The organism is Cutibacterium sp. KB22876, assembly GCF_059728865.1.
This window is the reverse complement of sequence record NZ_AP040858.1, coordinates 1601548-1625002: the sequence shown is the minus strand read 5'-3', so window position 1 is coordinate 1625002 and position 23455 is coordinate 1601548. Positions and strand designations below refer to the sequence as shown.

At 62.4% G+C, this 23455-nt stretch carries 20 protein-coding genes and 2 pseudogenes; 12 read left to right on the top strand and 10 right to left on the bottom strand.

Translation table 11 applies throughout. The features are described from left to right. Positions 1 to 8: 8 nt before the first annotated feature. On the bottom strand, positions 9 to 1013 hold the full coding sequence (gene pip, locus AC6I1W_RS07350; RefSeq protein ID WP_117189551.1) for a prolyl aminopeptidase: 1005 nt from the start codon (positions 1011 to 1013) through the stop codon (positions 9 to 11). Positions 1014 to 1050: 37 nt separating this feature from the next. On the opposite strand from pip, the gene AC6I1W_RS07345 reads away from it, so the two are divergent. Then, a complete protein-coding gene (locus AC6I1W_RS07345) occupies positions 1051 to 1803 on the top strand; it encodes a queuosine precursor transporter (protein WP_117189618.1) in 753 nt (250 codons plus the stop codon). A gap of 126 nt (positions 1804 to 1929) precedes the next feature. On the opposite strand, the pseudogene AC6I1W_RS07340 reads toward AC6I1W_RS07345, so the two are convergent. From AC6I1W_RS07340 to tgt, 3 genes and pseudogenes are all read right to left on the bottom strand, one after another. After that, a pseudogene (locus AC6I1W_RS07340) lies at positions 1930 to 2096 on the bottom strand (ABC transporter permease); the annotation flags it as partial. 92 nt (positions 2097 to 2188) lie between these two features. Next, positions 2189 to 2311 (bottom strand): annotated as a pseudogene (locus AC6I1W_RS07335) (ABC transporter ATP-binding protein); the annotation flags it as partial. A 251-nt stretch (positions 2312 to 2562) separates the two neighbouring features. After that, on the bottom strand, positions 2563 to 3804 hold the full coding sequence (gene tgt / locus AC6I1W_RS07330; protein ID WP_270235900.1) for a tRNA guanosine(34) transglycosylase Tgt: 1242 nt from the start codon (positions 3802 to 3804) through the stop codon (positions 2563 to 2565). 147 nt (positions 3805 to 3951) lie between these two features. Here tgt and AC6I1W_RS07325 point away from each other — a divergent pair, with 147 nt between their 5' ends. The 7 genes from AC6I1W_RS07325 (at position 3952) to AC6I1W_RS07295 (ending at position 13368) form a co-directional block, all read left to right on the top strand. Continuing rightward, positions 3952 to 5184 (top strand): hypothetical protein, encoded by a 1233-nt coding sequence (locus AC6I1W_RS07325; protein WP_270235898.1) that lies wholly within the window; start codon positions 3952 to 3954, stop codon positions 5182 to 5184. A 102-nt stretch (positions 5185 to 5286) separates the two neighbouring features. Further along, entirely contained in the window at positions 5287 to 6138 is an 852-nt protein-coding gene (locus AC6I1W_RS07320; protein ID WP_270235896.1) for an EamA family transporter, read from the top strand. A gap of 41 nt (positions 6139 to 6179) precedes the next feature. After that, complete coding sequence (locus AC6I1W_RS07315; RefSeq protein WP_063280019.1) at positions 6180 to 7397, top strand: hypothetical protein; 1218 nt, start codon at positions 6180 to 6182, stop codon at positions 7395 to 7397. Between the two features lie 83 nt (positions 7398 to 7480). Beyond that, complete coding sequence (locus tag AC6I1W_RS07310; protein ID WP_270235894.1) at positions 7481 to 9631, top strand: RecQ family ATP-dependent DNA helicase; 2151 nt, start codon at positions 7481 to 7483, stop codon at positions 9629 to 9631. A 161-nt stretch (positions 9632 to 9792) separates the two neighbouring features. Next, positions 9793 to 10194 (top strand): DoxX family protein, encoded by a 402-nt coding sequence (locus tag AC6I1W_RS07305; protein ID WP_270235892.1) that lies wholly within the window; start codon positions 9793 to 9795, stop codon positions 10192 to 10194. Between the two features lie 187 nt (positions 10195 to 10381). Beyond that, positions 10382 to 12295, top strand: coding sequence for a PTS mannitol transporter subunit IICBA (locus tag AC6I1W_RS07300; RefSeq protein WP_171048633.1), 1914 nt, complete (start codon positions 10382 to 10384; stop codon positions 12293 to 12295). 26 nt (positions 12296 to 12321) lie between these two features. After that, entirely contained in the window at positions 12322 to 13368 is a 1047-nt protein-coding gene (locus AC6I1W_RS07295) for a zinc-dependent dehydrogenase (RefSeq protein WP_069101535.1), read from the top strand. A gap of 17 nt (positions 13369 to 13385) precedes the next feature. Here AC6I1W_RS07295 and AC6I1W_RS07290 read toward each other — a convergent pair whose 3' ends face one another. Genes AC6I1W_RS07290 through hrcA form a run of 3 tightly spaced genes read right to left on the bottom strand, consistent with a single transcriptional unit; the run spans position 13386 to position 16321 of the window. Further along, positions 13386 to 14126, bottom strand: coding sequence for a 16S rRNA (uracil(1498)-N(3))-methyltransferase (locus AC6I1W_RS07290; RefSeq protein ID WP_117189544.1), 741 nt, complete (start codon positions 14124 to 14126; stop codon positions 13386 to 13388). Next, on the bottom strand, positions 14123 to 15298 hold the full coding sequence (dnaJ, locus tag AC6I1W_RS07285; RefSeq protein ID WP_117189543.1) for a molecular chaperone DnaJ: 1176 nt from the start codon (positions 15296 to 15298) through the stop codon (positions 14123 to 14125). The genes AC6I1W_RS07290 and dnaJ overlap by 4 nt, the downstream gene beginning before the upstream one ends. A gap of 3 nt (positions 15299 to 15301) precedes the next feature. Then, complete coding sequence (gene hrcA / locus AC6I1W_RS07280; protein WP_004811678.1) at positions 15302 to 16321, bottom strand: heat-inducible transcriptional repressor HrcA; 1020 nt, start codon at positions 16319 to 16321, stop codon at positions 15302 to 15304. 143 nt (positions 16322 to 16464) lie between these two features. Here hrcA and AC6I1W_RS07275 point away from each other — a divergent pair, with 143 nt between their 5' ends. Beyond that, the gene (locus AC6I1W_RS07275) at positions 16465 to 17148 is read left to right on the top strand and encodes an MBL fold metallo-hydrolase (protein ID WP_117189616.1); all 684 of its coding nucleotides are present in this window, start codon (positions 16465 to 16467) and stop codon (positions 17146 to 17148) included. A gap of 26 nt (positions 17149 to 17174) precedes the next feature. Here AC6I1W_RS07275 and AC6I1W_RS07270 read toward each other — a convergent pair whose 3' ends face one another. The 3 genes from AC6I1W_RS07270 to hemW form a co-directional block, all read right to left on the bottom strand. Further along, positions 17175 to 17936, bottom strand: coding sequence for an inositol monophosphatase family protein (locus tag AC6I1W_RS07270; RefSeq protein ID WP_004811680.1), 762 nt, complete (start codon positions 17934 to 17936; stop codon positions 17175 to 17177). Further along, positions 17933 to 18811 carry a DUF3097 domain-containing protein gene (locus tag AC6I1W_RS07265; protein WP_171048644.1) on the bottom strand — a complete coding sequence of 293 codons (879 nt, stop codon included), beginning with the start codon at positions 18809 to 18811 and terminating at the stop codon, positions 17933 to 17935. The genes AC6I1W_RS07270 and AC6I1W_RS07265 overlap by 4 nt, the downstream gene beginning before the upstream one ends. Positions 18812 to 18895: 84 nt before the next feature. Next, positions 18896 to 20074, bottom strand: a complete 1179-nt coding sequence (gene hemW / locus AC6I1W_RS07260) for a radical SAM family heme chaperone HemW (RefSeq protein WP_117189541.1) — start codon at positions 20072 to 20074, stop codon at positions 18896 to 18898. Positions 20075 to 20225: 151 nt separating this feature from the next. On the opposite strand from hemW, the gene AC6I1W_RS07255 reads away from it, so the two are divergent. The 3 genes from AC6I1W_RS07255 to AC6I1W_RS07245 are packed head-to-tail and all read left to right on the top strand — an operon-like array spanning position 20226 to position 23366. Next, entirely contained in the window at positions 20226 to 21518 is a 1293-nt protein-coding gene (locus AC6I1W_RS07255; protein WP_270235884.1) for an ABC transporter substrate-binding protein, read from the top strand. Then, on the top strand, positions 21515 to 22519 hold the full coding sequence (locus AC6I1W_RS07250) for a carbohydrate ABC transporter permease (RefSeq protein WP_270235882.1): 1005 nt from the start codon (positions 21515 to 21517) through the stop codon (positions 22517 to 22519). Before AC6I1W_RS07255 ends, AC6I1W_RS07250 begins: the two co-directional genes overlap by 4 nt. Further along, positions 22512 to 23366 carry a carbohydrate ABC transporter permease gene (locus AC6I1W_RS07245; RefSeq protein ID WP_270235880.1) on the top strand — a complete coding sequence of 285 codons (855 nt, stop codon included), beginning with the start codon at positions 22512 to 22514 and terminating at the stop codon, positions 23364 to 23366. Before AC6I1W_RS07250 ends, AC6I1W_RS07245 begins: the two co-directional genes overlap by 8 nt. Positions 23367 to 23455 lie beyond the last annotated feature (89 nt).

The following is a 23455-nucleotide window of genomic DNA, read 5'->3' as shown; positions in this document are numbered from 1 at the left end:
GTCAGATCTCAACCGCGGAACTGATCGGTGGCCTTGACCAGTTCGGAGGCGACGAGCGGCTCGAAGGCCGAGTGTCCGGCCAGCACGATCCGCAGGTCGGCGCTCGGCAGGGCCTTCGACAGGTCGACAGCGGTGACGTCCGGGCAGCACATGTCGTAGCGGCCCTGGACGATGATCGTCGGGATGTCGGCGAGCTTGTGGGCATCGCGCAGCAGCTGTCCCTCGACCATGAACCCGTGGTTGACGAAGTAGTGGTTCTCGATGCGGGCGAAGGCCAGCGCGAACTCCGGATCGGAGAACTCCTTGACGTGGGATGGGTCGAAGGAAAGCGAGGTGGTCGCTCCCTCCCAGGTCGTCCAGGCCACGGCGGCGGGGCCGTGGACATCGGGGTCGTCGTCCCAGAGCAGGTCGTAGTAGGCAGCGATGTTGTCGCGGGAGAAGTCATGTCCAGCTCGACGCAGCGGCTCGCAGAACTTGTCCCACAGCTCTGGGTACACCTCGGACGCACCGAAGTTGTAATACCAGTCGAGTTCCTGCTCACGCAGAGTGAAGATGCCGCGCAGCACCAGTTCGGTCACCCGCTCGGGATGGCTCTCGGCGTAGGCCAGGGACAGACACGATCCCCAGGATCCGCCGAAGACCTGCCAGCGCTCAATACCCAGCAGCTCACGGATCTTCTCAAGATCCTCGACGAGCTTCCAGGTGGTGTTGCTGGTCATCTCCTTCGGAGTGCGAGCCTTGGCGATGTGCGGGGTCGACAGGCCGCAACCGCGTTGGTCGAGGACGACGATGCGGTAGGCCTCGGGGTCGAAGAAACGACGGCGCTCGACACCGCCACCGCCGCCAGGGCCACCATGCAGGAAGACCGCCGGCTTGCCATTGGGGTTGCCACACTGCTCGACGTAAAGCTGTTGACCATCACCCACATCGACCATCCGGGTGTCATAAGGCTCGATCGGCGGGTAAAGATCTCGCTGTGGGCTGATGCTGAGTTCCGAGCTTGCAAGGGTCACGGAAACCTCCTTTGGTTGTGGTCGTCACCTCGATGGTATTTCTCAACACGGATACCATGTCGCCGTGACATCAGACTCCTCCAGCCGCAGATCATCTGCCACCATCCGCCCGACGTATGCCGATCGCGGATCTGGGCACTACGACATCCTCCTGACCCTCATGTGTGTCGTGGTCATCCTGTCGAACATCGGTGGATCGAAGGGAGTCCAGCTCGGCCCCATCACCACCGACGGCGGGTTCTTCCTCTTCCCGCTCGCCTACGTCATGGGAGACATCACCACTGAGATCTACGGGATCAAGGCTGCTCGCCGGGCCATCGTCATGGGGTTCATATGTGCAATCCTCTCGGTGCTGTGCTTCTGGGCGATCATTGCCCTTCCGGGGTTCACCGATCCCTACTCTGTGGCTCATGACGCCGCCCTCGAGATGTCGCTGGGACCGCTGTGGCAGATGGTGCTGGCCGGTGCGTGCGGATTCCTCGCCGGGCAGTTCACGAATTCGGTCATCATGGTTCGTCTCAAGGCCAAGTGGTTGGAGCGCGGCCTGGTCGGTCGACTGATGGGGTCCACCGGCGCTGGTGAGGCCGTCGACACCGTCATCTTCTGCGCCATCGCGGCACCAGTCGTCGGAATCACCAGCTTCGGCCAGTGGTGTAACTACGCCTTCTTCGGATTCTTGTGGAAGACCCTCGTTGAGTACGCCTGCATCCCGATCACGACTCGCATCATCGCGTGGATCAAGAAGCGTGAGCCGACCTACCAGGAGAGGCTGGCAGCAGCTCAGCATTGACGCTGTGCCTCGGAATACCGGCGAAATCTGCCAATAAACGCCGATGGTGACGTTGCCATCATGGTGTCGGGCCGATTTTTGGCAGATTTCGCTGACAGTCCCGTACACCAGCACCTTCGAACGTCGCGCCACGAATTCGTTCGGCCTCCAAGCGTTCTCGACGCTGACCCGGCCGATCGTCTGCAAGATCGAGTGTCGGTAGATCCTTTCTCCTGCGAGCACGGAGAACGCCATCAGGACAAGGGCCACCGCCGCGTGCGATGACCGAGCATGCGCAGTGGAATGAAGACCAGCCGTCACCCTGAAACCTGCGATCGGCCTCGGCCTCATCAGCATCCCGAACCACCTCGATCTTGTCCATTACCTCGCTGACAGCCAGGTCCCACTGGGACACCTCTCGGTAGACCCCGCTCAAGCTCGGGCGAAGATGGTCCAGCTTGATCAGTCCGCCACGGTTCATCGGCTCGGTGACGATGATCTCGAGGAGACGGTCGATCTGAGTGGAACCACGGAATTCGACGAGGCGATGGTGCCGCCCAGGACCTCGACCCGCTCGGGCATCCCGTCAATCATCACCCTGGTCGAGGGAGCCGATCGAATCGACCGACCATTATCAGTGACCCCACCTCGACGTCGTCATCGACGTCAAGGGCGTCCATCGCCACGAAGGCCACGATCGACTCTCGCGTTCGCGAGCGTCACGAATGGCGCCTTCAGTCTCTTCCGTCGCGAGGCCGGGAATGAGGGAGAACAGGCATATCAGTTGGCCTTGACCAACCTTCCACCGTTGATATTCCAGCGACCCATGAACTCGGTCTCGAGGGCATCCAACTCCCCGTTACGCATGGCAGCGCGAATCTGATCGACGAGCCGAACCGTCCAGCGTTCGTTGTGGATCGTCGCCAGGGTGTTGGCAAGCATCTCCTTCGCCTTGAACAGGTGGTGGAGGTAGGCACGGGAGTAATAAGTGCAGGTGTAGCAGTCGCAGCCCTCCTCCAACGGACCGAAGTCACGCCGGAATCGAGCGGTGTTGACGTTGTAGCGCCCATCGACGGTGTAGATGGCGGCGTTGCGGGCCACCCGGGAAGGGTTGACGCAGTCGAAGGTGTCGGCACCAGCACGGCAGGCGGCGAAGAGGTCGTCAGGCTCGGAGATGCCCAGCAGGTGACGGGGACGATCCTCCGGAAGCTCCTCAGCACACCAGGTGACGATCCGCCCGAGATTGACCTTCTCGATGGCACCTCCCAGGCCGAAGCCGTCGAACCGCTGGCCGTCGATCTCCATCTGCGACAGATCCCGGCAGGCCTTGCGGCGCAGGTCCTCGTACTGTGCTCCCTGGATAACCCCGAACAGAGCCTGGTACGGCTTGCCGGCCCGGGCCTCGGTGAGGCGACGATGCTCAGCCAGACAGCGTTCGGCCCACCGTCGCGTCCGCTCCAACGCCTCCTCCTGGTAGGAGCGGGTATTCATGAGCGTGGTCAGCTCGTCGAAGGCGAACATGATGTCCGCACCGAGATGGTGCTGGATCCCCATCGACACCTCAGGGGTGAAGCGATGGAGGTCACCGTTGAGCGGGCTGCGGAAGGTGACGCCGTCGTCGTCGACCATGGCCTTGCGGTCGGCGTCGGCAGCAATGACGTCTTCCTCGGTGAGCTCCGAGACGTCCATCGCCAGGGTCTTCTTGAACCCGGCGCCGAGACTGAGCACCTGGAAGCCGCCGGAATCGGTGAAGGTTGGGCCGGTCCAGTTCATGAACCGTCCCAGTCCGCCGGCCTCGTCGACGAGGTCTGGACCCGGCTGCAGGAAGAGGTGATAGGCGTTGGCCAGCACGGCTTGGGCTCCCAGCTGCGCCACGGACTCAGGCAGCAAGGACTTGACGGTGGCCTTGGTCCCGACGACGACGAAGGCCGGGGTCTCGATATCACCGTGCGGGGTGTGGATGACGCCAGTGCGCCCATAGGAGTCGTTGAGGTGCGAGGTGACGTCGAATCCGAATGGCATGGGCGTCATTGTATTGACGAGTCCCCCCTGGGCGCGCCGGGCCAGAGGGGACCAGGGAAACCACCCTGCCCCTCTCCGGTACGGCCCCTACTGCTAGCCTGTGGCTACGCTGTGAGCGATGTGGCTCACCTCCGGGAAGTACTGAGGATGAAAACCGCGCCAATCACCATGAGAGCAACACGCAATCGACACAAGCGCACAAGGTTCGCGACCTGCATGGTCGCGGTGATCTGTCTCATTACAACCAGTGCGTGCGGAAAAGTCAGAACGAGTTCCATCAGTGAAGCCGATACGCTTCATGCCGATGTCAGGATCGCCACATCCTGGAGCCAACCAGATTCCCCCATCTTCAATCGCCCGGGTTTTCTGTCCCTCGACGGCGACACCACCCATGAACTCAAAAAACTTGAAAACGCACCCCGATACACCAGCGCTAGCTCCGATAGTGACGGAAATGTCGCCTTCATTGACTTTTCCAACATGTACGTCATGGGGAAATCAGGAACCAGGATCATACCCCGAAAAGATCCTTACGTATCAGATTCGCAATTCATCTACCCCTATCCTCTCGGTGCCGGAGAATTTGCATTCTTGTCGAATTGGGGCGACGATTCATCAAATCCCGACAGATATACATTCCTTCTCGAATTCACCGATGGCACATCAATGCACATACCACACTGGGTGTCTGATATTACAATGTGCAACAATCAGATATATGGGATTTCCTACAACACATACCATAGCCCTTCAGGAGTGCAATTCTTCCGCATCGACCGACAGCACCACAAGACGGTAGACCTCGGGCCTCTTATGACACCCCGGTGGGGGTTGACCCCCGAAAGCGGCCTCGCATGTCACGGGAAGGATCTTGTCGTGCGACTGGGGGCAACGTCATGGAACAAAAAGGCGACATACCCGCAAACCACCTTGGCATTCTTCGACCTGAAAACAGGATCAGCCCGGCAGATCCCGATCATCGATGAACACGGGAAACCCCTCAATACGATCGACGGCGGAGGAGTCCGCGAAGACAGCATGGGCCCTACCGGTTCAGACGCGGTCATCATGGGACATGAATTCATCTGGACCCTCCTGTCCGGGCAAGTCGTGGCCACTGACCTGACCACTGGAAAATCCCGCCTCATCGTGAACACCCACTTGGCCGCAGATCAGGGAATTCCACTCCGAATCCAAGGTAAAACCGTCGGGGTGGTCGACACCGCCACCGACAGTCCTGTCATCAGACTTTACGATCTGCAAACCGGAGCCATGATCAAAGAAGTGGACTCATCAGCAGCCAAGAAAGCCCAAGAACGCTCCGGAGGCATCTTCACCGGCCTATTCCTGTCAGGATTCGCCCTGGTGGTGCCGCGCTGAGGTCAGCCACAGAACCGATACACCGAGTGTGGGGCATCGATCCAGACCCTCCAGGGCGCGACGAGCCGACAGCAGCGCCATGATCGTGGCAGGTGCGCCACTATGGTGGGCCCCGTGCGCGGAGTTCTTTTCATGTTAGGAGCTGTCCTCTCAGTTCAAATCGGGGGAGCTTTGGCTGCCACCCTCATCCCTCAGGTGGGACCGCTGGGAACCGTTGCGTTGCGAATGTCGCTGGCCGCCCTTCTCATGGCCCCTGTCGTCAGACCTCATCTACACGGCCACACCCGCGACGACTGGATGAGGGTGCTGGCTCTGGTCATCGCCCTGGGCGGCTTAAACACCGCCTTCTACTTCTCCCTGGAGCGATTGCCGCTGGGTGTGGCGGTGACCGTCGAGTTCCTCGGGCCACTGGGGATGGCCGCCCTGGGAAGCCACTCAGTGCGTGACTGGTTGGCGATCCTGCTCGCTCTGGGCGGTGTCGTCGGGGTCTCCGGGGCCCTCAATGCCGATTGGGCCAGCATCAGCATTCTCGGCCTCCTGCTGGCCTTCACCGCCGGTATCTTCTGGGCCCTCTACGCCAAGTCAGCACAGCTCGTCGGGGCGAGTTGGTCGAAGCTCGAGGGGTTGTGGTGGGCCATCGCGCTGAGCTCGGTCGTCCTGCTGCCGATCGGATTCGTTGCCCAGGGGGCTGACCTCGTCCAGCCCCGTCACCTCCTCATTGGTCTCGTGGTAGCCCTGATGTCCTCCGCCCTGCCCTACAGCCTGGAGATGTACGCCCTGCGCCACATTGACACCACGGTCTATGGCGTCTTCACCGGTATGGAACCGGCCGTGGCCGCAACCGCAGGATTCTTCATCCTGGGCCAGACCCTCACCCCGGTGCAGATGGTTGGCATGGCTTTCGTCGTCGCAGCGGCCTGGCTCGTCATGGCCCGCGGCCGTCAGCACGACTGACTACGCTGGTCGGTACGAACCGCCACCCGAAAGGACCATCGATGGACGTCAACTCCCCTGCGCTGCAACCGCGTGGCCTGGAGAAAGCGGCCAAGCTCATCGACAGGGGGGTGCGCATCCCCAATCCGTTGACCGTCGACATTGACGACGACGTCGACGTCGACAACATCAGCGGTGACGGTGTCGTCATTGGCCCCGGATGTCGGATTCGTGGCCGTCGCACGGTCATCTCCGCCGGGTGCGTGCTCGGCGACGAAACCCCCATGACGATCCAGGACTGCCAGCTCGGCACCGGGGTCAAGCTCAAGGGCGGCTTCGCCCAGGACGCCGTCTTCCTGGCCGGGGCGAACATGGCATCGGGCGCGCACGTCCGCGGCGGCACCATCCTCGAGGAAGAAGCCAGCGGCGCCCACACCGTCGGCCTCAAGCAGACCATTCTGCTGCCATTCGTCACCCTCGGCAGCCTCATCAACTTCTGTGACGTCCTCATGGCCGGAGGAACCTCTCGGTCAGATCACTCCGAGGTCGGGTCGTCCTACATTCACTTCAACTTCACTCCTGACGGCGACAAGACGACGGCATCCCTCTTCGGCGACGTCCCGCACGGGGTGCTGCTCAACCAACACCCGATCTTCCTCGGCGGTCAGGGTGGGACGGTCGGGCCGGTGGCGACCGGATTCGGAACCGTGGTCGGGGCTGGGTCGATCCTGCGTGACGACATCCCCGATGACGACCAGCTCGTCCTCACTCCTCCGCCCGCCGGTAGGCAGCGTCCGGTGACCCCGGCCAGCTACGCCAAGCTCGACAGGATCATCGCCCACAACGTCACCTACCTCGGCAACCTGTCGGCCCTGGAGGCCTGGTACCGCCAGATTCGTCGCCTCTTCATGTCGCACGACCGGCTGTCCGGGCTGGTGTGGCAGGGAGCCCTCGACAACCTCGCCTCGGCGCGTGCCGAGCGGGTCAAGAGGCTCGAGTCCCTCGTCGGCAAGCTCCGGCCGACCGACGCAGGCCGAGCTCAGTTGATCGAGAGCCGTGACGTCTTCCTGTCCATCTTGTCCGTCGTCGATGCGCCGGCTCCGGCTGACGTGGTGCGTTCCTGTGGTGCAGCCGCGAACAGTGGCGCCGAGTACCTCGACGTCGTGCAGGGATTCGACGAAGCCACCCAAGAGGCTGTCATCGAATGGTTGGGCAGCATCGTCTCGACCCAGCAGTCCCAGGCCCAGGAAGTCATCGACCAACTGCCGTTACCGTTCTGACCTCGCTGTTCTCCTGGCGTTCCGGGACCGCGGCACGAAACTGTCGGTGGTTCCGGTCAGGATGAGGGGTGAGAGGAGGGACCATGACGACAACGTCTGAGACACCGGACCGCGACCTGCACAGCCGCGGACTGGCAATCTTGCGCCGGCTCGTCGGTCGTGATGATGCCGAGTTCCACCCCGGACAGTGGGAGGCCATCGAAGCTCTCGTCGCCCATCATCGTCGAGCGCTCGTCGTCCAGCGCACCGGCTGGGGAAAGTCGGCGGTTTACTTTGTCGCCACCCTGCTTCAGCGTGCCACGGGTTCAGGGCCGACCCTCATCGTCTCCCCTCTCATCGCCCTCATGCGCGACCAAGTGGCTGCAGCGGAGCGCGCTGGGGTAAGGGCCGCCGCGATCTCCTCGGCCAATGTCACCGAGTGGGCCGAGATCATCCAGCGGCTCGATGCTGACGAGGTCGACGTCCTGCTGGTGTCTCCGGAACGACTCGTCAATCCACAATTCGCCAATGAGCAATTGCCTGATCTGGTGAGACGCCTCGGGATGCTCGTCATTGACGAGGCTCACTGCATCTCCGACTGGGGCCACGACTTCCGACCCGATTATCGACGCATCCGTGATCTCGTCTCGGCACTGCCCGACGACATCCCGGTGCTGGCGACGACTGCCACCGCCAACTCGCGGGTCGTCCAGGACGTCGCCGAACAGATCGCACCGGCTCGTGATCGTCATGACGTCTTCGTATTGCGCGGACCCCTGGCCCGAGCCTCCCTACGCTTAGGAGTGCTCAACCTGTCCAGGCCGGCCGACCGCCTGGCCTGGCTCGTGCAGCACTTGGGTGAGCTGCCGGGGTCCGGGATCATCTACTGCCTGACGATCTCCACGGCGGAGGACACCGCACGAGCACTGGTCGAGGCCGGGCACCAGGTACGCACCTACACCGGACGCACGGACCCCGAGGAAAGAGCAGCCCTCGAGGAGGCTCTGCGCGACAACCAGGTGAAAGCACTCGTCGCGACGAGTGCTCTTGGCATGGGGTTCGACAAGCCCGATCTGGGGTTCGTGGTTCATCTGGGAGCACCCAGCTCCCCCATCGCCTACTACCAACAGATCGGTCGAGCCGGTCGCGCCACTGAGAACGCTGACGTCCTGCTGCTTCCGGGTCCTGAGGACCAGGGGATATGGACCTACTTCGCAACCGCATCCATGCCTACCCAGGAACGTACCGACACCACCCTGGGAGCACTGTCCAACGGTCAGGTGCTGTCGGTGCCGGCGTTGGAAGCCCGTGTTGACATCAAACGCAGTCAGCTCGATCTGCTGCTCAAGGTGATGGCGGTCGATGGGGCGGTCGAAAAGGTTCGTGGTGGTTGGCGGGCGACCGGAAAGCCGTGGATCCATGACACCGAGCGCTACGAGCGGATCTCCCAGGCGCGACGCGATGAGCAGCAGGCCATGCTCACTTACGAACGGCTGGACACCTGCCGGATGGTCTTCCTCACCGGTCAGCTCGACGACCCCTCACCCGCTCCCTGCGGTCGTTGCGATGTCTGCACCGGACCGTGGTATCCGACGAAGGTTGACCCAACAGCATCATCCTCGGCGACGGCCGCCCTGGACCGGGTAGGCGTACCTGTGGAGCCTCGCACGACGTGGCCATCGGGAATGGACACCCTGGGAGTTGGGCTCAAGGGTCGGATCAGCGCCGACGAGACGGCCGAGGAGGGCCGCGTCATCGCCAGGCTCTCCGATCTGGGCTGGGGTGGGCCGCTGAGAGACCTGCTTCGCAACGACGCCGACGGCGTCCCCATCGACGCCGAGATCACCCCGGCACTGGCCAAGGCCTGTGTCCGAGTACTGGCCGAGTGGGAATGGGTGCATCGTCCGACCGCTGTGGTCCGAGTGCCATCCGCCACTCGACCTCACCTCATCGACTCTCTGGCCTCGGGACTTGCCCGGGTCGGCCACCTCCAGGACCTTGGCGGGCTCGATCTCGCAGAGAATGCACCACGACTCAATTCATCGACGAATTCGGCCTACCGCCTTCGCGACGTACACAACCGTTTCAGCGTCGGTCCGCAGCTCATGTCACGCCTGTCACACCTCGGGGGTGCCCCGGTTCTCCTCGTCGATGACGTCATCTCCAGTCGATGGACGATGACTGTCGCCGCACGATCGTTGAGACGAGCTGGGTCAGGCCCTGTCCTGCCGCTGGCCCTGGCACTGACCCACTGATCCCCCCGGTGTTCACCCACGAATCACTCGTCCATGGCCGCCATCGTCCTTGAGTTGCCACCATGAAAAGAAGTGGATTCGTCACCTAAACGCGAACGTGACCACCCAAGCGAGCCTTGATGGGGCACGATGGAAGTAGCACCTAGTAGTCAGGAGGATTCATGTCCCTTGCCAAGTTCACCGCCCGTTCCGCCCTGTCGGCCATCTTCGTCACCGGGGGCCTCGCCGAGTTCAAGAATGCCGATCAGCTCTCCGGCGCTGTTGACGGGCTGCTCGAGAAGCTGCCCGAATCGGTCCGCTCTCAGATTGCTGAGGTTGACCCCTCACTGCTGGTCAAGGTCAGCGGCGGCACCATGCTGACAGCCGGTTCCCTGCTGGCCCTCGGAATCAAGCCGCGTCTGGCCGCCACCATCCTGACCGCCCAGCTCGTCCCCGTGACCCTCGCCGGACATCCCTTCTGGGAGAAGAATGGCGACGAGAAGACCGGTGAGCAGATCCAGTTCTTCAAGAACCTTGGTCTCATCGGTGGCCTGCTCGTCGTCGCTCTTGATGGCGCTAAGTGACGTTTCGCCCTGAAAGCGACGTACATCAACGGGGTCGGACAGATGTCATCTGTCCGACCCCGTGGTTTATACCCCCAAGAAACCAACACAACCCAACTCCTTGACAACACAAACAGATAGATCCAGACTTGTTCACAGATCGATGGGGATCCTGCCGATGCTGGCAGCTGAGCACACTGGAGTTCCGATGTCATTACCTGATGCGACGGTCAATAAGAACCTGCAGGGACGCAGCGTACGTGCCTCCGTCCAACGATTCGGAGGCTTCCTGGCCGGCATGATTATGCCGAATATCGGGGCGTTTATCGCCTGGGGTTTGTTAACGGCCCTCTTCATCGAGACGGGGTGGGCTCCCAACGCAACCCTCGCCAAGCTCGTCGGTCCGACCCTGACTTATCTGCTTCCCGTACTCATCGGCTACACCGGTGGCAAGATCGTCAATGGGACACGTGGTGGAGTCATCGGCGCGATCGCCACAATGGGCGTCGTCGTGGGTGCCGACATCACGATGTTTCTTGGCGCAATGGTGATGGGCCCGTTCGCCGCGTGGCTGCTCAAACAAGTGGACAAGCTCCTCAAAGGTCGAATTCACTCCGGGTTCGAGATGCTCGTGGACAACTTTGAGATTGGCATCCTCGGCATGGTCCTAGCAATTATCGGGCACGTGGGCGTCGAGCCGATCGTGTCTACCCTCATGGGTTGGTTGGCCACCGGGGTTGGATTCCTCGTCCACCACGGTTTGCTGCCGCTCGCATCTGTCCTCGTCGAGCCAGCGAAAGTTCTTTTCCTCAATAACGCCGTTAACCATGGCATCTTCACTCCGTTGGGCACCCAAGAGGCTCACACCACCGGGCGTTCGATTCTTTTCATGGTCGAGTCGAATCCTGGCCCCGGCCTCGGCCTTCTACTTGCCTACCAGTTCTTCGGTTCCCGCCAGATCCGTCAATCGACTCCGGGCGCCATCATCATCCACCTCTTTGGCGGTATTCACGAGATCTTCTTCCCATACGTGCTCATGAAGCCCAAGACGATTCTCGCCACCATTGCCGGCGGTATGAGTGGTCTAGCCGTCGGCGTCGCCCTTCACGCTGGCCTCGTTGCACCTGCCTCCCCGGGGTCAATCATTGCGTGGTTCCTCATGTGTCAGCCTGGACACTACGTGGCCATGATTGCCGATTTCCTAATTGCAACCGTCGTCTCCTTCATTGTGGCAATGTTGGTTATCCGCAAGGATCATGACAAGGGCGACACCGTCGCTGAGGATCAGGACCGGAACGTCGTTAGCGCCGCCCCAGCCAGTGCCGCAGCACCACTTACTGACATCTCCGAAGTCGTCATCGCCTGTGACGCCGGTATGGGTTCCTCGGTAATGGTCGCGTCCGCCATGAAAAAGAGGTTGTCGCCATATGGGATCAACGTCGCCCACACGGCCATCGACCAAATTCCCCCAGACGCATCACTCATTCTCACCCAGCAAGGGCTCGTTGACCGCGCTCACAAGCGCGCCCCGGGCGCCCGTGTCGTCGCGTTTACGAATTACATGAACGATCCTGCTTTCGATCGCGTCGAGGCTGAAATCCGCGCCGCTCACGGTGCACCAGGGACTGCTGACGACGAAAAACTCCCCCAGACGTCGACCGCAGACAGGCCCTCTAGCACCCATGTCGCCACCAGCGTGCTGCCCCGAGACGCCATCCGTCTAGGACAACACGCCGCGAGCAAGGAGGAGGCCATCACCATGGCTGGCCAGGTACTCATTGACGAAGGTGCCGCAGACGATGTCTACGTCAAGGGCATGCTCGCCCGAGAAGACCAGATCTCCACCTACATGGGCGCGGGAGTCGCGATTCCCCACGGCATCAATGAAGTCCGCAATCACATTGGCAAGGCCACCCTGGGCTTTCTTCAGTTCCCCGAGGGAGTTGAATGGGATGGGAACACCTGCACCGTCGTCATTCCCATCGCATCGTCGAGCGACGAGCACCTCGAGATCATGGCGACCCTCGCAAGACTCTTGTCCAATGCTGAAACCGCCCGCCAACTTCGTGAGGCGTCATCCGCCGACGAAGTACTCCGTCTTCTCACTTCCCAGCAGGCGTAAAACCACATCATAGAAAGGCACACATCATGAAGGCATTGAGGTTCCGCGCACCCGAGGACGTTCGTCTCGAAGACATTCCCGAACCAGAGTGCAAACCTGACGAGATCAAAATCAAGGTTCGCAATTGCTCCACCTGTGGCACCGACGTCAAGATCCTCCACAACGGTCACCAGAACATCACTCGAGTCACGACCATGGGACACGAGGTTGCCGGTGAGATCGTCGAGATTGGCTCGAAAGTGGCTGAAGGATGGAAGATCGGTGACCGAGTTCAATCGATTGCTGCGGTCCCATGCGGCGAATGCCACGAGTGCCGAAAGGGATGGATGCAGGTCTGCCAGAACCAGACCAGTATCGGATACCAATACGACGGTGGCTTCGCCGAATATATGGTTATCCCGCCGGAGGTGCTCAGGGTAGACGGTCTCAATCGCATCCCCGACGGCGTCGATTTCGATGAGGCCAGTGCTGCCGAACCCTTCGCGTGCGCTATCAACGCCCAAGAACAACTTGGCATCGAAGAAGGTGATTTCGTCGTCATCTTCGGTGCCGGCCCAATCGGCTGTATGCATACCCGCATCGCACGCGGCGTGCACAAGGCCGGCACTATCGTCATGATCGACATCAATGCCGAACGCCTCGCTATGTCGGCCGCTGCTGTCAAACCCGACGTCACCATTGACGGTTCACAAGAAAATGTCGTCGCCAAGATCATGGACCTTACCGATGGCCGAGGTGCTGATGTCGTTATCACAGCTACCCCAGCTAACATTACTCAGGAGCAAGCTTTGTCAATGGCAGCTCGAAACGGCCGTATCTCATTCTTCGGCGGACTACCGAAAACCAACCCGACGATCACCTGTGACTCGAATCTGGTCCACTACCGTCAACTCCATATCCATGGCGCGAACGGTTCAGCCCCCGAGCACAACAAGCGCGCCTTGCAGTACATCGCGTCGGGACGGGTTCCGGTCAAGGACCTCATCACCCGACACGTGAAACTCGATGACGTCATGACGGTCTTCGACATCGTCGCCAAGGGCGAGGCCATCAAAGTAACCGTCGAGCCCTGACCGGCTCCGTTAAATTCTCATCCGCAGGCGGTGAGGTCGGCTATGGCCCGTAACTGGGCCAGTCCGACCACGCCAGCCGTCGAGGTCCGCAGGACCCCATCAGACACGATCACCGGATGAGCCCCGGCAGCCACGAAGGACTCGACTTCCTGGTCGGTGATGCCGCCCTCAGGCCCGACGATGACGATCACCTCACCAGACTCGGGCAGGTCCTGGTTCACCAGCGGCTCGGTGGCCGACTCGTGGAGCACATAGGCAGCGTCAGCATCGCGAATCCTCTCAACCACATCCTTGGTCTGCGCCAGCTCAACCTGGGGAACGAGGAATCGTCGTGACTGCTTGGTGGCCTCGCGGGCAGCCGCCTGCCACTTCGCCACACCCTTGGCCTGCCTGTCGCCTTTCCAGCGCACGATGCTGCGATCGGCCTGCCAGGCCAAGATCTCGTGAACCCCCATCTCGGTGAGGGTTGCCACCGCAAGCTCAGCGCGGTCGGTTTTCGGCAGGGCCTGGACGGCAACCCAACGGTGAGCCGTGACAGGGGCCTCGAGCACCTCGGTCACCTCGACGCTCACGGATCCCTTCGTCACCTCGACGGCAGGTCCGCGCACCGCATGGCCCACGCCGTCGGTGACGAGGACGGACTCTCCCATCCGAATGCGGCGCACCGAACCGGCGTGGTGGCCTTCCGCACCGGTGATCTCGACCACCGACCCGGGCGTGGCCCCGGAAACCTCCCCGAGGAAGCAGGCGTCACTCATCCGCCGAAGGCTTCCTTGATGCGGGAGAACATGCCGTGTCCACCCGACTTCTCCACGGACGCCGCCACCTTGGTCTCCCCGCGGGCCTCGGCCAACTGGCGCAGCAGGTCCTTCTGGTGGGAGTCGAGCTTGGTCGGTGTCTGAACGATGAAGGTGACGCCCAGGTCGCCCCGACCGCCACGACGCAGCCTCGGCACTCCCCGCTCAGGCACGACGATGCGGGTTCCCGACTGGGTTCCTGCCGGCACCTCGACGCTGACCGATTTCTGGGACTCCTCGAAGTCCTCGCGATCGGCCTCGAGGGTGTGCACCGGAACCTTGGTTCCCAGCGCAGCCGCCGTCATCGGGATCGTGACGACCATCTCGAGGTTGTCACCCTCGCGGGTGAAGACCTCGTGCGGGCTGATCGTCATCTCGATGTACAGGTCACCTGCTGGGCCACCACCGGGCCCCACCTCTCCCTGTGAATCCAGGTGGATCCGGTTGCCGTCGGCAACACCGGCAGGAATCTTGACGTTGATGGTGCGGGTGGTGCGCACTCGTCCCTCACCGGAGCACTCCTGACACGGATCCGGGATGACCGTGCCGTAACCACGGCAGGTCGGGCAGGGCTGGCTGGTGCGAATGTCGCCCAGGAAGGAACGCTGCACCGTGATGACCTCACCACGTCCCTGACAGGTGTTGCAGGTGACGGGCTCGGAGCCGGACTCGGCCCCCTTGCCCTGACACTTGGGACACACAACTGCGGTGTCGACCTCCAGCGGCTTGGTGACGCCGAACACCGCCTCGGCCAGGCTCAGGCGCATCCGCACCAGGGCGTCCTGACCTCGCCGGGTCCGTGAGCGTGGCCCACGTCCGCCACCACCGAAGGAGGTTCCACCACCGAACATGGCGTCAACGAGGTTGGTGAAGTCGAATCCAGCGCTGCTGAATCCTCCCTCCCCGAATCCGCCCATGCGGGCATTCGGGTCGCCACCACGGTCGAAGACGGCGCGTTTCTGCGGATCCTGGAGCACCTCATAGGCCTCCTGGACCTTCTTGAACTCGTCCTCGGATCCCGGTCCGGCCACATCGGGGTGGAGTTTCATGGCCTTGCGGCGATAAGCCTTCTTGATCTCGTCGGCGCTCGCATCGTGGGAAACACCGAGAATCTCGTAGTAGTCGTTGCTCAAGGATCATCCTTCTGCCAGGAACCGGCCCACATAACGGGCCACGGCTCGCACGGCTGCCATGGTTGAGGGGTAGTCCATTCGGGTGGGTCCGACCACGCCGAGGCTCGACAGGGTATCGTCGGATCCGTATGTGCTTGCCACCAGTGAGGTGGACTGGAAGGGCACGTCAGTGTTCTCGGCACCAATACGCACCGTGACCTCACCGGCTTCTCCAGCGGTGGCCTCGCCGAGCAGTCGCATCAGGACGACCTGCTCCTCGAGAGCCTCCAAGACCGGACGCACCGTCGTCTCCCACTGTGCACCGAATGCGGTGAGATTAGGAACCCCGGCGACCACCACGCGGGCAGATGGGTCGACGGCGAGGATCTCCAGGACCGTCGCGACGACGGAGGTCGCGCGCGGCCCCTCAGCCGGCCCGAGTTCGTCAAGAAGCCGATTGAGGGAGTCGACGGCCTCTGCCACCGTCAGACCGACGAGGGCCTGGTTGAGCCGGGTACGAAGGGCGACAAGATTCTGCTCGTCGTGACCGGGAAGCTCCACGATCCGCTGCTCCACCGACCCCGAGGACATGATGAGGACGATGAGGATGCGGTCGGTCGACAGGCTCACCAACTCGAGGTGACGGATCGTCGCCGTCGTCGCCACCGGATACTGCATGATGGCGACCTGGTGAGTGATCTGGGCGAGCAGTCGCACCGTGCGACGCACGATGTCATCGAGGTCGACGGCTCCGGTCATGAAGGCCTGGATGGCCCGGCGCTCTGGCCCGGACAGCGGTTTGAGGGTGGCGATCCGGTCGACGAAGAGGCGATACCCCTTGTCCGTCGGGATACGACCGGCGCTGGTGTGGGGGTGGGTGACGTACCCCTCCTCCTCCAGGACGGCCATGTCATTGCGAACGGTTGCCGGGGACACCCGAAGCCCGTGGCGTTCCACCAACGCCTTGGAACCCACCGGCTCCTTACTGGAGACGTAATCGGTGACGATGGCCTTGAGCACGTCGAGCTTGCGGTCGTCGAGCACAATCCCTCCTCACGCGATCCCATCGGGTACAAGTCCCACTTTGGCACTCTCAGGTGCCGAGTGCCACCTTATCGCGTTCACCTGACGTCCTTCTGCCTCTCTCGCTGGCAGCGCACGCCTCGGGACGTGCCACACTGGTGATCATGTCGACGAATCCCGAGACTCCCCGGTGGTCCGCTCTCACTGCCCGGGTATGGACGACCGTCATCAAACCGGAAGCCGTCACCTGCGGACTGGTCGCCGGTGACGATCATGTCCTCCTCATCGACACCGGCTCGGCTCCTGAACAGGGACACGCCCTGGCGATGTCGGCGGCATGCATGCTAGGTCGTCCGGTTGATCGGGTCGTCGTCACCCACCATCATTATGACCACAGCGGCGGACTCCCTGGGATTGACGGGGCTGAGACCTGGATGCATGAGGCCGCTCTGGCTCACTGCCCTGATCTCTGGGTCGACCATCCCATCGCGCTGATGGCCTATGTCGACCTGGGCGGCATCGGCGCCGAGGTCATCCACCCTGGTCCGGCCCACACCGACGGAGACCTCGTCGTCATCGTCCGCGACGAGAAGGTGACCTTCGTCGGGGACCTGGTGGAGACCGCAGGAGAGCCACAGTCCGACGAGACGACCGATGTCCGAGGCTGGCCGCGCGCCATTGACTCGGTTATCACCGGCACCGATGGTGTAGGCGTCTACGTACCTGGCCACGGGCACCCGATCGATGCGACCGCCGTCATGAAGCAGCGCGCCGCGCTCGCCGAGAGAGTCCCCGTCGAGATCCCGCTCACCCCGGTGACCAGGCACGTTCCTCCCCAGCCGGCCTGATGCGGGCCCGGCCCCGCACGGCTAGCTCAGCGCAGCAGTTCAGCAACTACCCGGTAGGCATCCTCGTCGGCTGCGACGACGAGTGTTCCCGACATCTCGCGAGGCCCGTACTCGGCCCCGTCGACAGTCCGAACGACCCCGCCGAGCTCGCGCACCATGAGGGCGCCAGGCAGGTGATCCCACGGGTGGGAGTGCTGATAGGCGGTGACGTCGTTCTCCCCCAGGCAGATCAGTGGGTAGTCCACCGCGCAGCACCACTTCGACATCCGCCACTCCACCTGTGGTGAGGCGATCTTGTAAGCCTCGTGGGTCGTCGCGGCGCGAACCGGGATGCGGGACCCGTCGCGGGTCACCGCCTGACCGTCGCAGGTGACCCCGGCACCGCGCTCGGCACACCACATGTGGCCGTACTGGGGCTGCCAGATCCAGGCCCTCACCGTTTCGCCACGAATGAGTTGAGCGAGCATGACCCCGTGGTCCACCGATCCGTGGACGAAGTTCTTCGTGCCATCGATGGGATCGATGACCCACGCCAGGTCGGCGCCCGGAACGGCGTCGAGGATGGTCGGGTCGGCAAAGGCGGACTCCTCCCCGACGACGACTCCACCGGCGTGCTTGGTCAGCGCCGCGCCAAGCTCCTTCTCGGCCTGACGATCGGCGTCGGTGACGAAGTCTCCGGGCTTCTTCTGGTGGATCTGATGATCATGCAAGGACCGGAACCGCGGATCGATGATCCTGGCACTGACGTCCCGGATGAGGTCGCAGACCGTCTCGGCATCGATACTCATGCCGTCTCCTCATCGTCCAGCTCGTCGACGTGGTCACAGGTGACGAAGTCGATGAGTTTCTCCATCTCGGTGTTGAACCGTGGATCCAGGTCGTGCCAGTCACGCACCCTCTTCAACATGGCCTGCCAGGCCTTGCCCACGTCGGCCTGGGTGGAGTGTGGCAGGCCGAGACGTTTCAGGGTGCCGAGCTTGAAGTCCTCGTCCATCGGAACCTCCGGCCACCCCTTCCGTCCGATCCGCTCGGGCTTGATGGCCTGCCAGATGTCGATGAACCGGTGTCCGGTGATCATGACGTACTCGCCATATCCGCCGCGTCTCACCTCGTCAGCCACGCGGGATTCCTTGGTTCCGGCAACGAGATGGTCGACGAGCACTCCCAGTCGATGCCCAGGGCCCGGCTTGAACTCGGCGACGATTCCGACCAGGTCGTCCATACCGCCCATGTATTCCACGACGACCCCGACGTGGCGCAGGTCGTCTCCCCAGATCTTCTCGACGAGTTCGGCGTCGTGACGACCCTCGACGTAGATGCGGCTGGGAAGGGCAACGCGAGCTGGCCCAGCCGCTCCGGCAACGGACCCCGACGCCGTGTGTTTGATGCTGGCACTGCCCTGACGAGGGGGAATGCACAGATTGACGGGCTTGCCGTCCACCCAGAAACCCGGACCGATGGGGAAGGACTTGCGCTTGCCCTTGCGATCCTCGAGCACGACCAAGCCGTTCTGCCACGCGACGACGGCCCCGACGTATCCGCTCGATGGATCCTCGACAACCATGTCGAGTTCCAATGGCATGTCGACGCTTTTCTTCATGTGAGAGGTGCGCCAGCCGCTTGCGAGGACGTCGTGGGAATACCGGTCGATCACGGTAGCCACTGTATTGCCACGCATGGCTATGACGACAAGCCGTGCATCACCAGCTGAAATGACCCACTCGGCATGACCACCCGCGCAATGGCCTCACACCAACAGATCCGTGATGATCCTGTCTGCCACCATTCGCCCGGACAGGTTGAGTACCAGGTGACCGCCTCGGATCGCCCCAAGTCCCTGCTCCACGACGTGGTCAGCCCGGTGACGTTCCACCTCTGTCAGCTGGGACAACGGCAACCCGTCAGCCAGACGCAGCTGCAGCAGCACCGTCTCCTCGTGACGCTGCTCCGCGTCGAGGACCTCATGGTCCTCGACGGGCAGACGACCCTCGGCCAGCCTGCCCCGGTACGTGGCGGGATGCTTGACATTCCACCACCTCGTCCCGTTCACGTGGGAGTGGGCTCCAGGACCAATCCCCCACCAGTCACGTCCCAGCCAGTACGCCATGTTGTGACGACACCGATGGTCATGACCGTCGCGGGACCGGGCCCAGTTCGACACCTCGTAGTTGACGTACCCTGCCTCGGTGAGGGCCTTCTCGGCGATGAGGTACTTGTCGGCGAGGTCGTCCTCGTCAGTCATCGGTAATTCGCCACGCCGGATGCGCGCTGCCAGCCTGGTGCCCTCTTCGACGATGAGGGAGTAGGCGGAGACGTGATCGGGCTCGGCCGACAGCGCGGCCTCGAGACTGCACCGCCAGGAACCGAGGTCCTCCCCGGGGGCGCCGAAGATGAGGTCGAGGCTGACGTCGTCGAATCCCACCTGGCGGGCCAGCCTTGCCATCTCCACGGCACGCCCGGGCCGATGACGACGATCCAGAATCGTCAGGACGAACTCATCGGAGGACTGCATTCCCATGGACAACCGGTTGATCCCGGCTGCGAGCAACCCAGAGAGCACATCCTCGTCCAGGGTTTCCGGGTTGGCCTCCGTGGTGATCTCGGCGTCGTCGTCGATCCCCCACACAGTACGGATGTGGTCGACGAGCTCTCCCAGTTGGGCCGGGGTGAGCATCGTCGGAGTGCCTCCCCCGAAGAAGATGGTGGACACCGCCGGACGCCGTCTCCACATCTGCCCAGCGAGGTCCAACTCGCGATGAGCCGCCTCCAGGTAACCAGGGATGGCGTCCTCCCCCATGGCTGCGAGCACATAGGTGTTGAAGTCGCAGTATCCGCACCGGGACGCACAGAACGGCACGTGCAGATAGATGCTCCATGGGCCGTCAGCTGCCTGGAGCTGTGGCAGGTCGCCGTTTGCGTGAGTCATGGTCCTCCTGAGGTCCAAGGTGCGAATGCGGCCCTTGCATGATGCCATCTGGGCCGGAGACGGCTCAGCCGCACGAGTTCACAGCTATTCGAATGGCGAACACCACGATCAACGGGTGAAATTTCAACAGTTTGAGGTTTAAGCTGCCGTCATGATCTTCTCTCGCCGTCACTTCCTCAGCGCATCAGCCGGTTTGGCCACTGCCGCGGTCCTAACCGGATGCGGATCGAACACCGGTAGCGTCTCCACCGGCTCGAAATCCAGCGCTGCTTCGGGTGGCTCCGGAAAAATCGTCCAGTGGTACCACGAATACGGCGAGAAAGGGGTCCAGCAGGCCGTCAATCGCTACGCCAAGGATTACAAGGACGCCACGGTTACCGTGAAGTGGAACCCCGGTACCGACTACATGAAGCTGCTGAGCACCACCCTGCTGTCCGGATCGGGCATCCCTGATGTCTTCGAGTCCGAGTACGGCGCCACCCTCGACATGATTCAGAAGGGTCAGGTCGTTGATCTCACCGACACCATCGGTGACGCCAAGTCCAAGTTCTCGAAGCCGGTGCTGGATCGCATGACCCTCGACGGCAAGATCTACGCGATCCCGCAGGTCGTCGACATGCAGCTGCTCTACTACCGCAAGTCAGCCCTGGAGAAGGCCAAGCTGTCGGCCCCGACCACCTTCGAGCAGCTCGTCGAGACTGCCAAGGCCGTCAAGACCAAGGAGATGGGCGGCTTCTTCGCTGGCAACGACGGTGGCGTCGGTGTGCTCGGCAACCTTCTCATCTGGGCCTCCGGATTCGACCAGCTCAACGACGACCATACTGACGTCGCCTTCATGGAGCAGGCCTTCTTCGACGCCGTCGCCGCTTACCGCGACTTCTACAAGTCCGGCGCCCTGCTAACTGCCGCCTCCAAGGATTGGTTCGACGCCTCCCCCTTCACCAATGGCGAGACCGCCATGCAGTGGGGCGGCCTGTGGTCGTTGGGCGACATCTCCAAGAAGTGGAAGGACGACTTCGGCGTCATCCCGTTCCCTGCCATCGGTAAGTCCGGCAAGCAGGCCGTGCCCTTCGGCGCCTACGGTTCCTGTGTCGCCGCCAAGGGAGCGAGCAACGACGTCGAGGCCGCCAAGAAGTACGCCAAGTGGCTGTGGGTCGATCAGACCGACAAGCAGGTCGACTTCGCCAACTCCTACGGCACCCACATCCCGTCTCAGCCTGACCTCACCGACAAGTGCTCCCAGATCAACAACGGCGCAGGCAAGGCCGCTGCCGAGATGGTCGACAAGCATGGCAAGGCCGCGAGCCTCTTCTGGACCTCCAAGATCTCCGACGCCTACAGCGCCGCGCTCACGAACGTCGTCAAGAAGGGTGCAGACCCGAAGTCGGCCTTTGCCGGAGTGCAGTCGGCGGCCAAGGCCGAGCTCAAGCGCGTCAACAAGTGAGTTCGTCGGCAGTCTCGGTGCCCCCCACCCGCAGTTTCTGGCAGCGGGTTCGGGGGCACCAGGGGCGTAACCTCTGGTTTGCCCTGTTCGTTGCGCCGTTCCTGATCGGGCTGCTGGTCTTCGTCTACATCCCGATCATCTGGAGCGCCTACCTGTCATTCTTCGACGCCCGGGCAACCCTGTCCCCCACGAAGTTCGTCGGTTTCGCGAACTACCAGAACCTGTTGTCGGACACCCTGTTCCGCAACTCGATGCTGGTCTTCATCATCTTCGCGGTCTTCATCGTTCCGCTCACCTACGTCTGTTCCCTGGCCCTTGCGCTGGCCCTCAACAACGTCGGCAAGTTCCGGGCCTTCTTCCGCTCCTCCTTCTTCATCCCGACAGCATGTTCCTACGTCGTCGCGGCAATGGTCTGGCGACTCAGCTTCTTCAACGGAGCACGGTTCGGCCTGGCAAACTCCCTGCTGCGCAAGGTCGGCGGTAGCAACATCGACTGGCTGTCCGGAGTGGGCTACTGGTACTGGATCGCGCTGATCTCACTGCGGTTGTGGCTGCAGGTCGGCTACTACATGATCCTGCTCATCGCGGGTCTCAACCGCATCCCCACCGACACCTATGAAGCTGCCGCGATTGACGGTGCCGGTCGCTGGGCGACCCTGCGTCACGTCACCATGCCGCAGCTGCGGGGAGTGAGTGCGGCCGTCCTCATGCTGCTGCTCATCGGTGCTTTCCAGGCCTTCGACGAGTTCTACAACTTGTTGTCCTCCTCGGGCACCTACCCGCCCTACGCTCGCCCCCCGCTGGTGCATCTGTACCTCATCAGCGTCGGTGGAGCCGACCAGGATCTCGGTATGGGTGGCGCCGGGACCGTCACCCTCACCGCCATCATCGTGCTGTTCGGACTGGCCCAGAATTGGCTCATGAGTGGCCAGGAGCGTCGCGAGAAGAAGGCCATCAAGCAGTCTGCCAAGACCCACCGCAAGGAGGTGTTCGATGGCTGAGGAACGTTCCCACATGGTCACGGGCCGCTCGGGGAGCTTCTTGCACGGTCTCAAGATCGTCGTGCTGTTCATCCTGGCCCTGCTCTTCCTGCTGCCCTTCTACGTCATCTTCCGCAATGCCTTCAGCAGCTCGGAGGCCTTCGTCGCCGCGGACTGGAAGTGGTTGCCTGACAACCTCGACTTCTCGGTGCTGCGGGATCTCTTCTCCGACACTGACCTCAACCTGCCTGGGGCGATGGTCCACTCAGCCATGCAGGCCGTCGGCCAGACGGTGCTGACGGTCATCGTCAGTTTCATGGCTGGCTACGGGCTTGCGAGATTCCGCAGCAAGGCTGAGACGGTGGTGTTGCGTCTGACGGTACTCACCCTCATGGTACCGACCGCTGTCACCTTCGTGCCGAGTTTCATCATGACGACCCGATTCGGGTGGATCGACTCTTACCGTGGCCTCATCATCCCGATGATGTTCTCGGCCTTCGCGACCTACATGTTTCGGCAATCCCTGCTGGAGTTCCCCAAGGAGCTGGAGGAGGCTTCGAACCTCGACGGAGCCAATCCGTGGACGACGATGTGGCGCATTGTCGTCCCCAATTCCAAGGGAATCATCGCGGCCGTGTCGACGATCACCTTCATCGGGGCCTGGAACTCCTTCCTGTGGCCGCTGCTGGTGGCTCGCGACAACACCACGACCGTCCAGCTCACCTTGAGTCGGTTCATGACGAGCCAGGGAGTCAACTACTCCGAGCTCTTCGCCGGCGCTCTGGTGGCAATCGTGCCGGTGGTCATTGTCTTCCTCGTCCTGCAGCGCTACCTGGTGCAGGGCCTGGAGACCTCTGGCATGGACTAAGGAACCGTGCTCCGGTGTAGCTACGCCGTCGAGAACCATCACGAGGGCCGGGACACCAGATGGTGTCCCGGCCCTCGCACGTCAATGGA

Coding starts and splice junctions, on each gene's coding strand:
- tgt (WP_270235900.1), bottom strand. CDS start 3,804: ATGCCATTCGGATTCGACGTCACCTCGCACCTCAACGACTCCTATGGG.
- AC6I1W_RS07325 (WP_270235898.1), top strand. CDS start 3,952: ATGAAAACCGCGCCAATCACCATGAGAGCAACACGCAATCGACACAAG.
- AC6I1W_RS07320 (WP_270235896.1), top strand. CDS start 5,287: ATGGTGGGCCCCGTGCGCGGAGTTCTTTTCATGTTAGGAGCTGTCCTC.
- AC6I1W_RS07315 (WP_063280019.1), top strand. CDS start 6,180: ATGGACGTCAACTCCCCTGCGCTGCAACCGCGTGGCCTGGAGAAAGCG.
- AC6I1W_RS07310 (WP_270235894.1), top strand. CDS start 7,481: ATGACGACAACGTCTGAGACACCGGACCGCGACCTGCACAGCCGCGGA.
- AC6I1W_RS07305 (WP_270235892.1), top strand. CDS start 9,793: ATGTCCCTTGCCAAGTTCACCGCCCGTTCCGCCCTGTCGGCCATCTTC.
- AC6I1W_RS07300 (WP_171048633.1), top strand. CDS start 10,382: ATGTCATTACCTGATGCGACGGTCAATAAGAACCTGCAGGGACGCAGC.
- AC6I1W_RS07295 (WP_069101535.1), top strand. CDS start 12,322: ATGAAGGCATTGAGGTTCCGCGCACCCGAGGACGTTCGTCTCGAAGAC.
- AC6I1W_RS07290 (WP_117189544.1), bottom strand. CDS start 14,126: ATGAGTGACGCCTGCTTCCTCGGGGAGGTTTCCGGGGCCACGCCCGGG.
- AC6I1W_RS07275 (WP_117189616.1), top strand. CDS start 16,465: ATGTCGACGAATCCCGAGACTCCCCGGTGGTCCGCTCTCACTGCCCGG.
- AC6I1W_RS07270 (WP_004811680.1), bottom strand. CDS start 17,936: ATGAGTATCGATGCCGAGACGGTCTGCGACCTCATCCGGGACGTCAGT.
- hemW (WP_117189541.1), bottom strand. CDS start 20,074: ATGACTCACGCAAACGGCGACCTGCCACAGCTCCAGGCAGCTGACGGC.
- AC6I1W_RS07255 (WP_270235884.1), top strand. CDS start 20,226: ATGATCTTCTCTCGCCGTCACTTCCTCAGCGCATCAGCCGGTTTGGCC.
- AC6I1W_RS07245 (WP_270235880.1), top strand. CDS start 22,512: ATGGCTGAGGAACGTTCCCACATGGTCACGGGCCGCTCGGGGAGCTTC.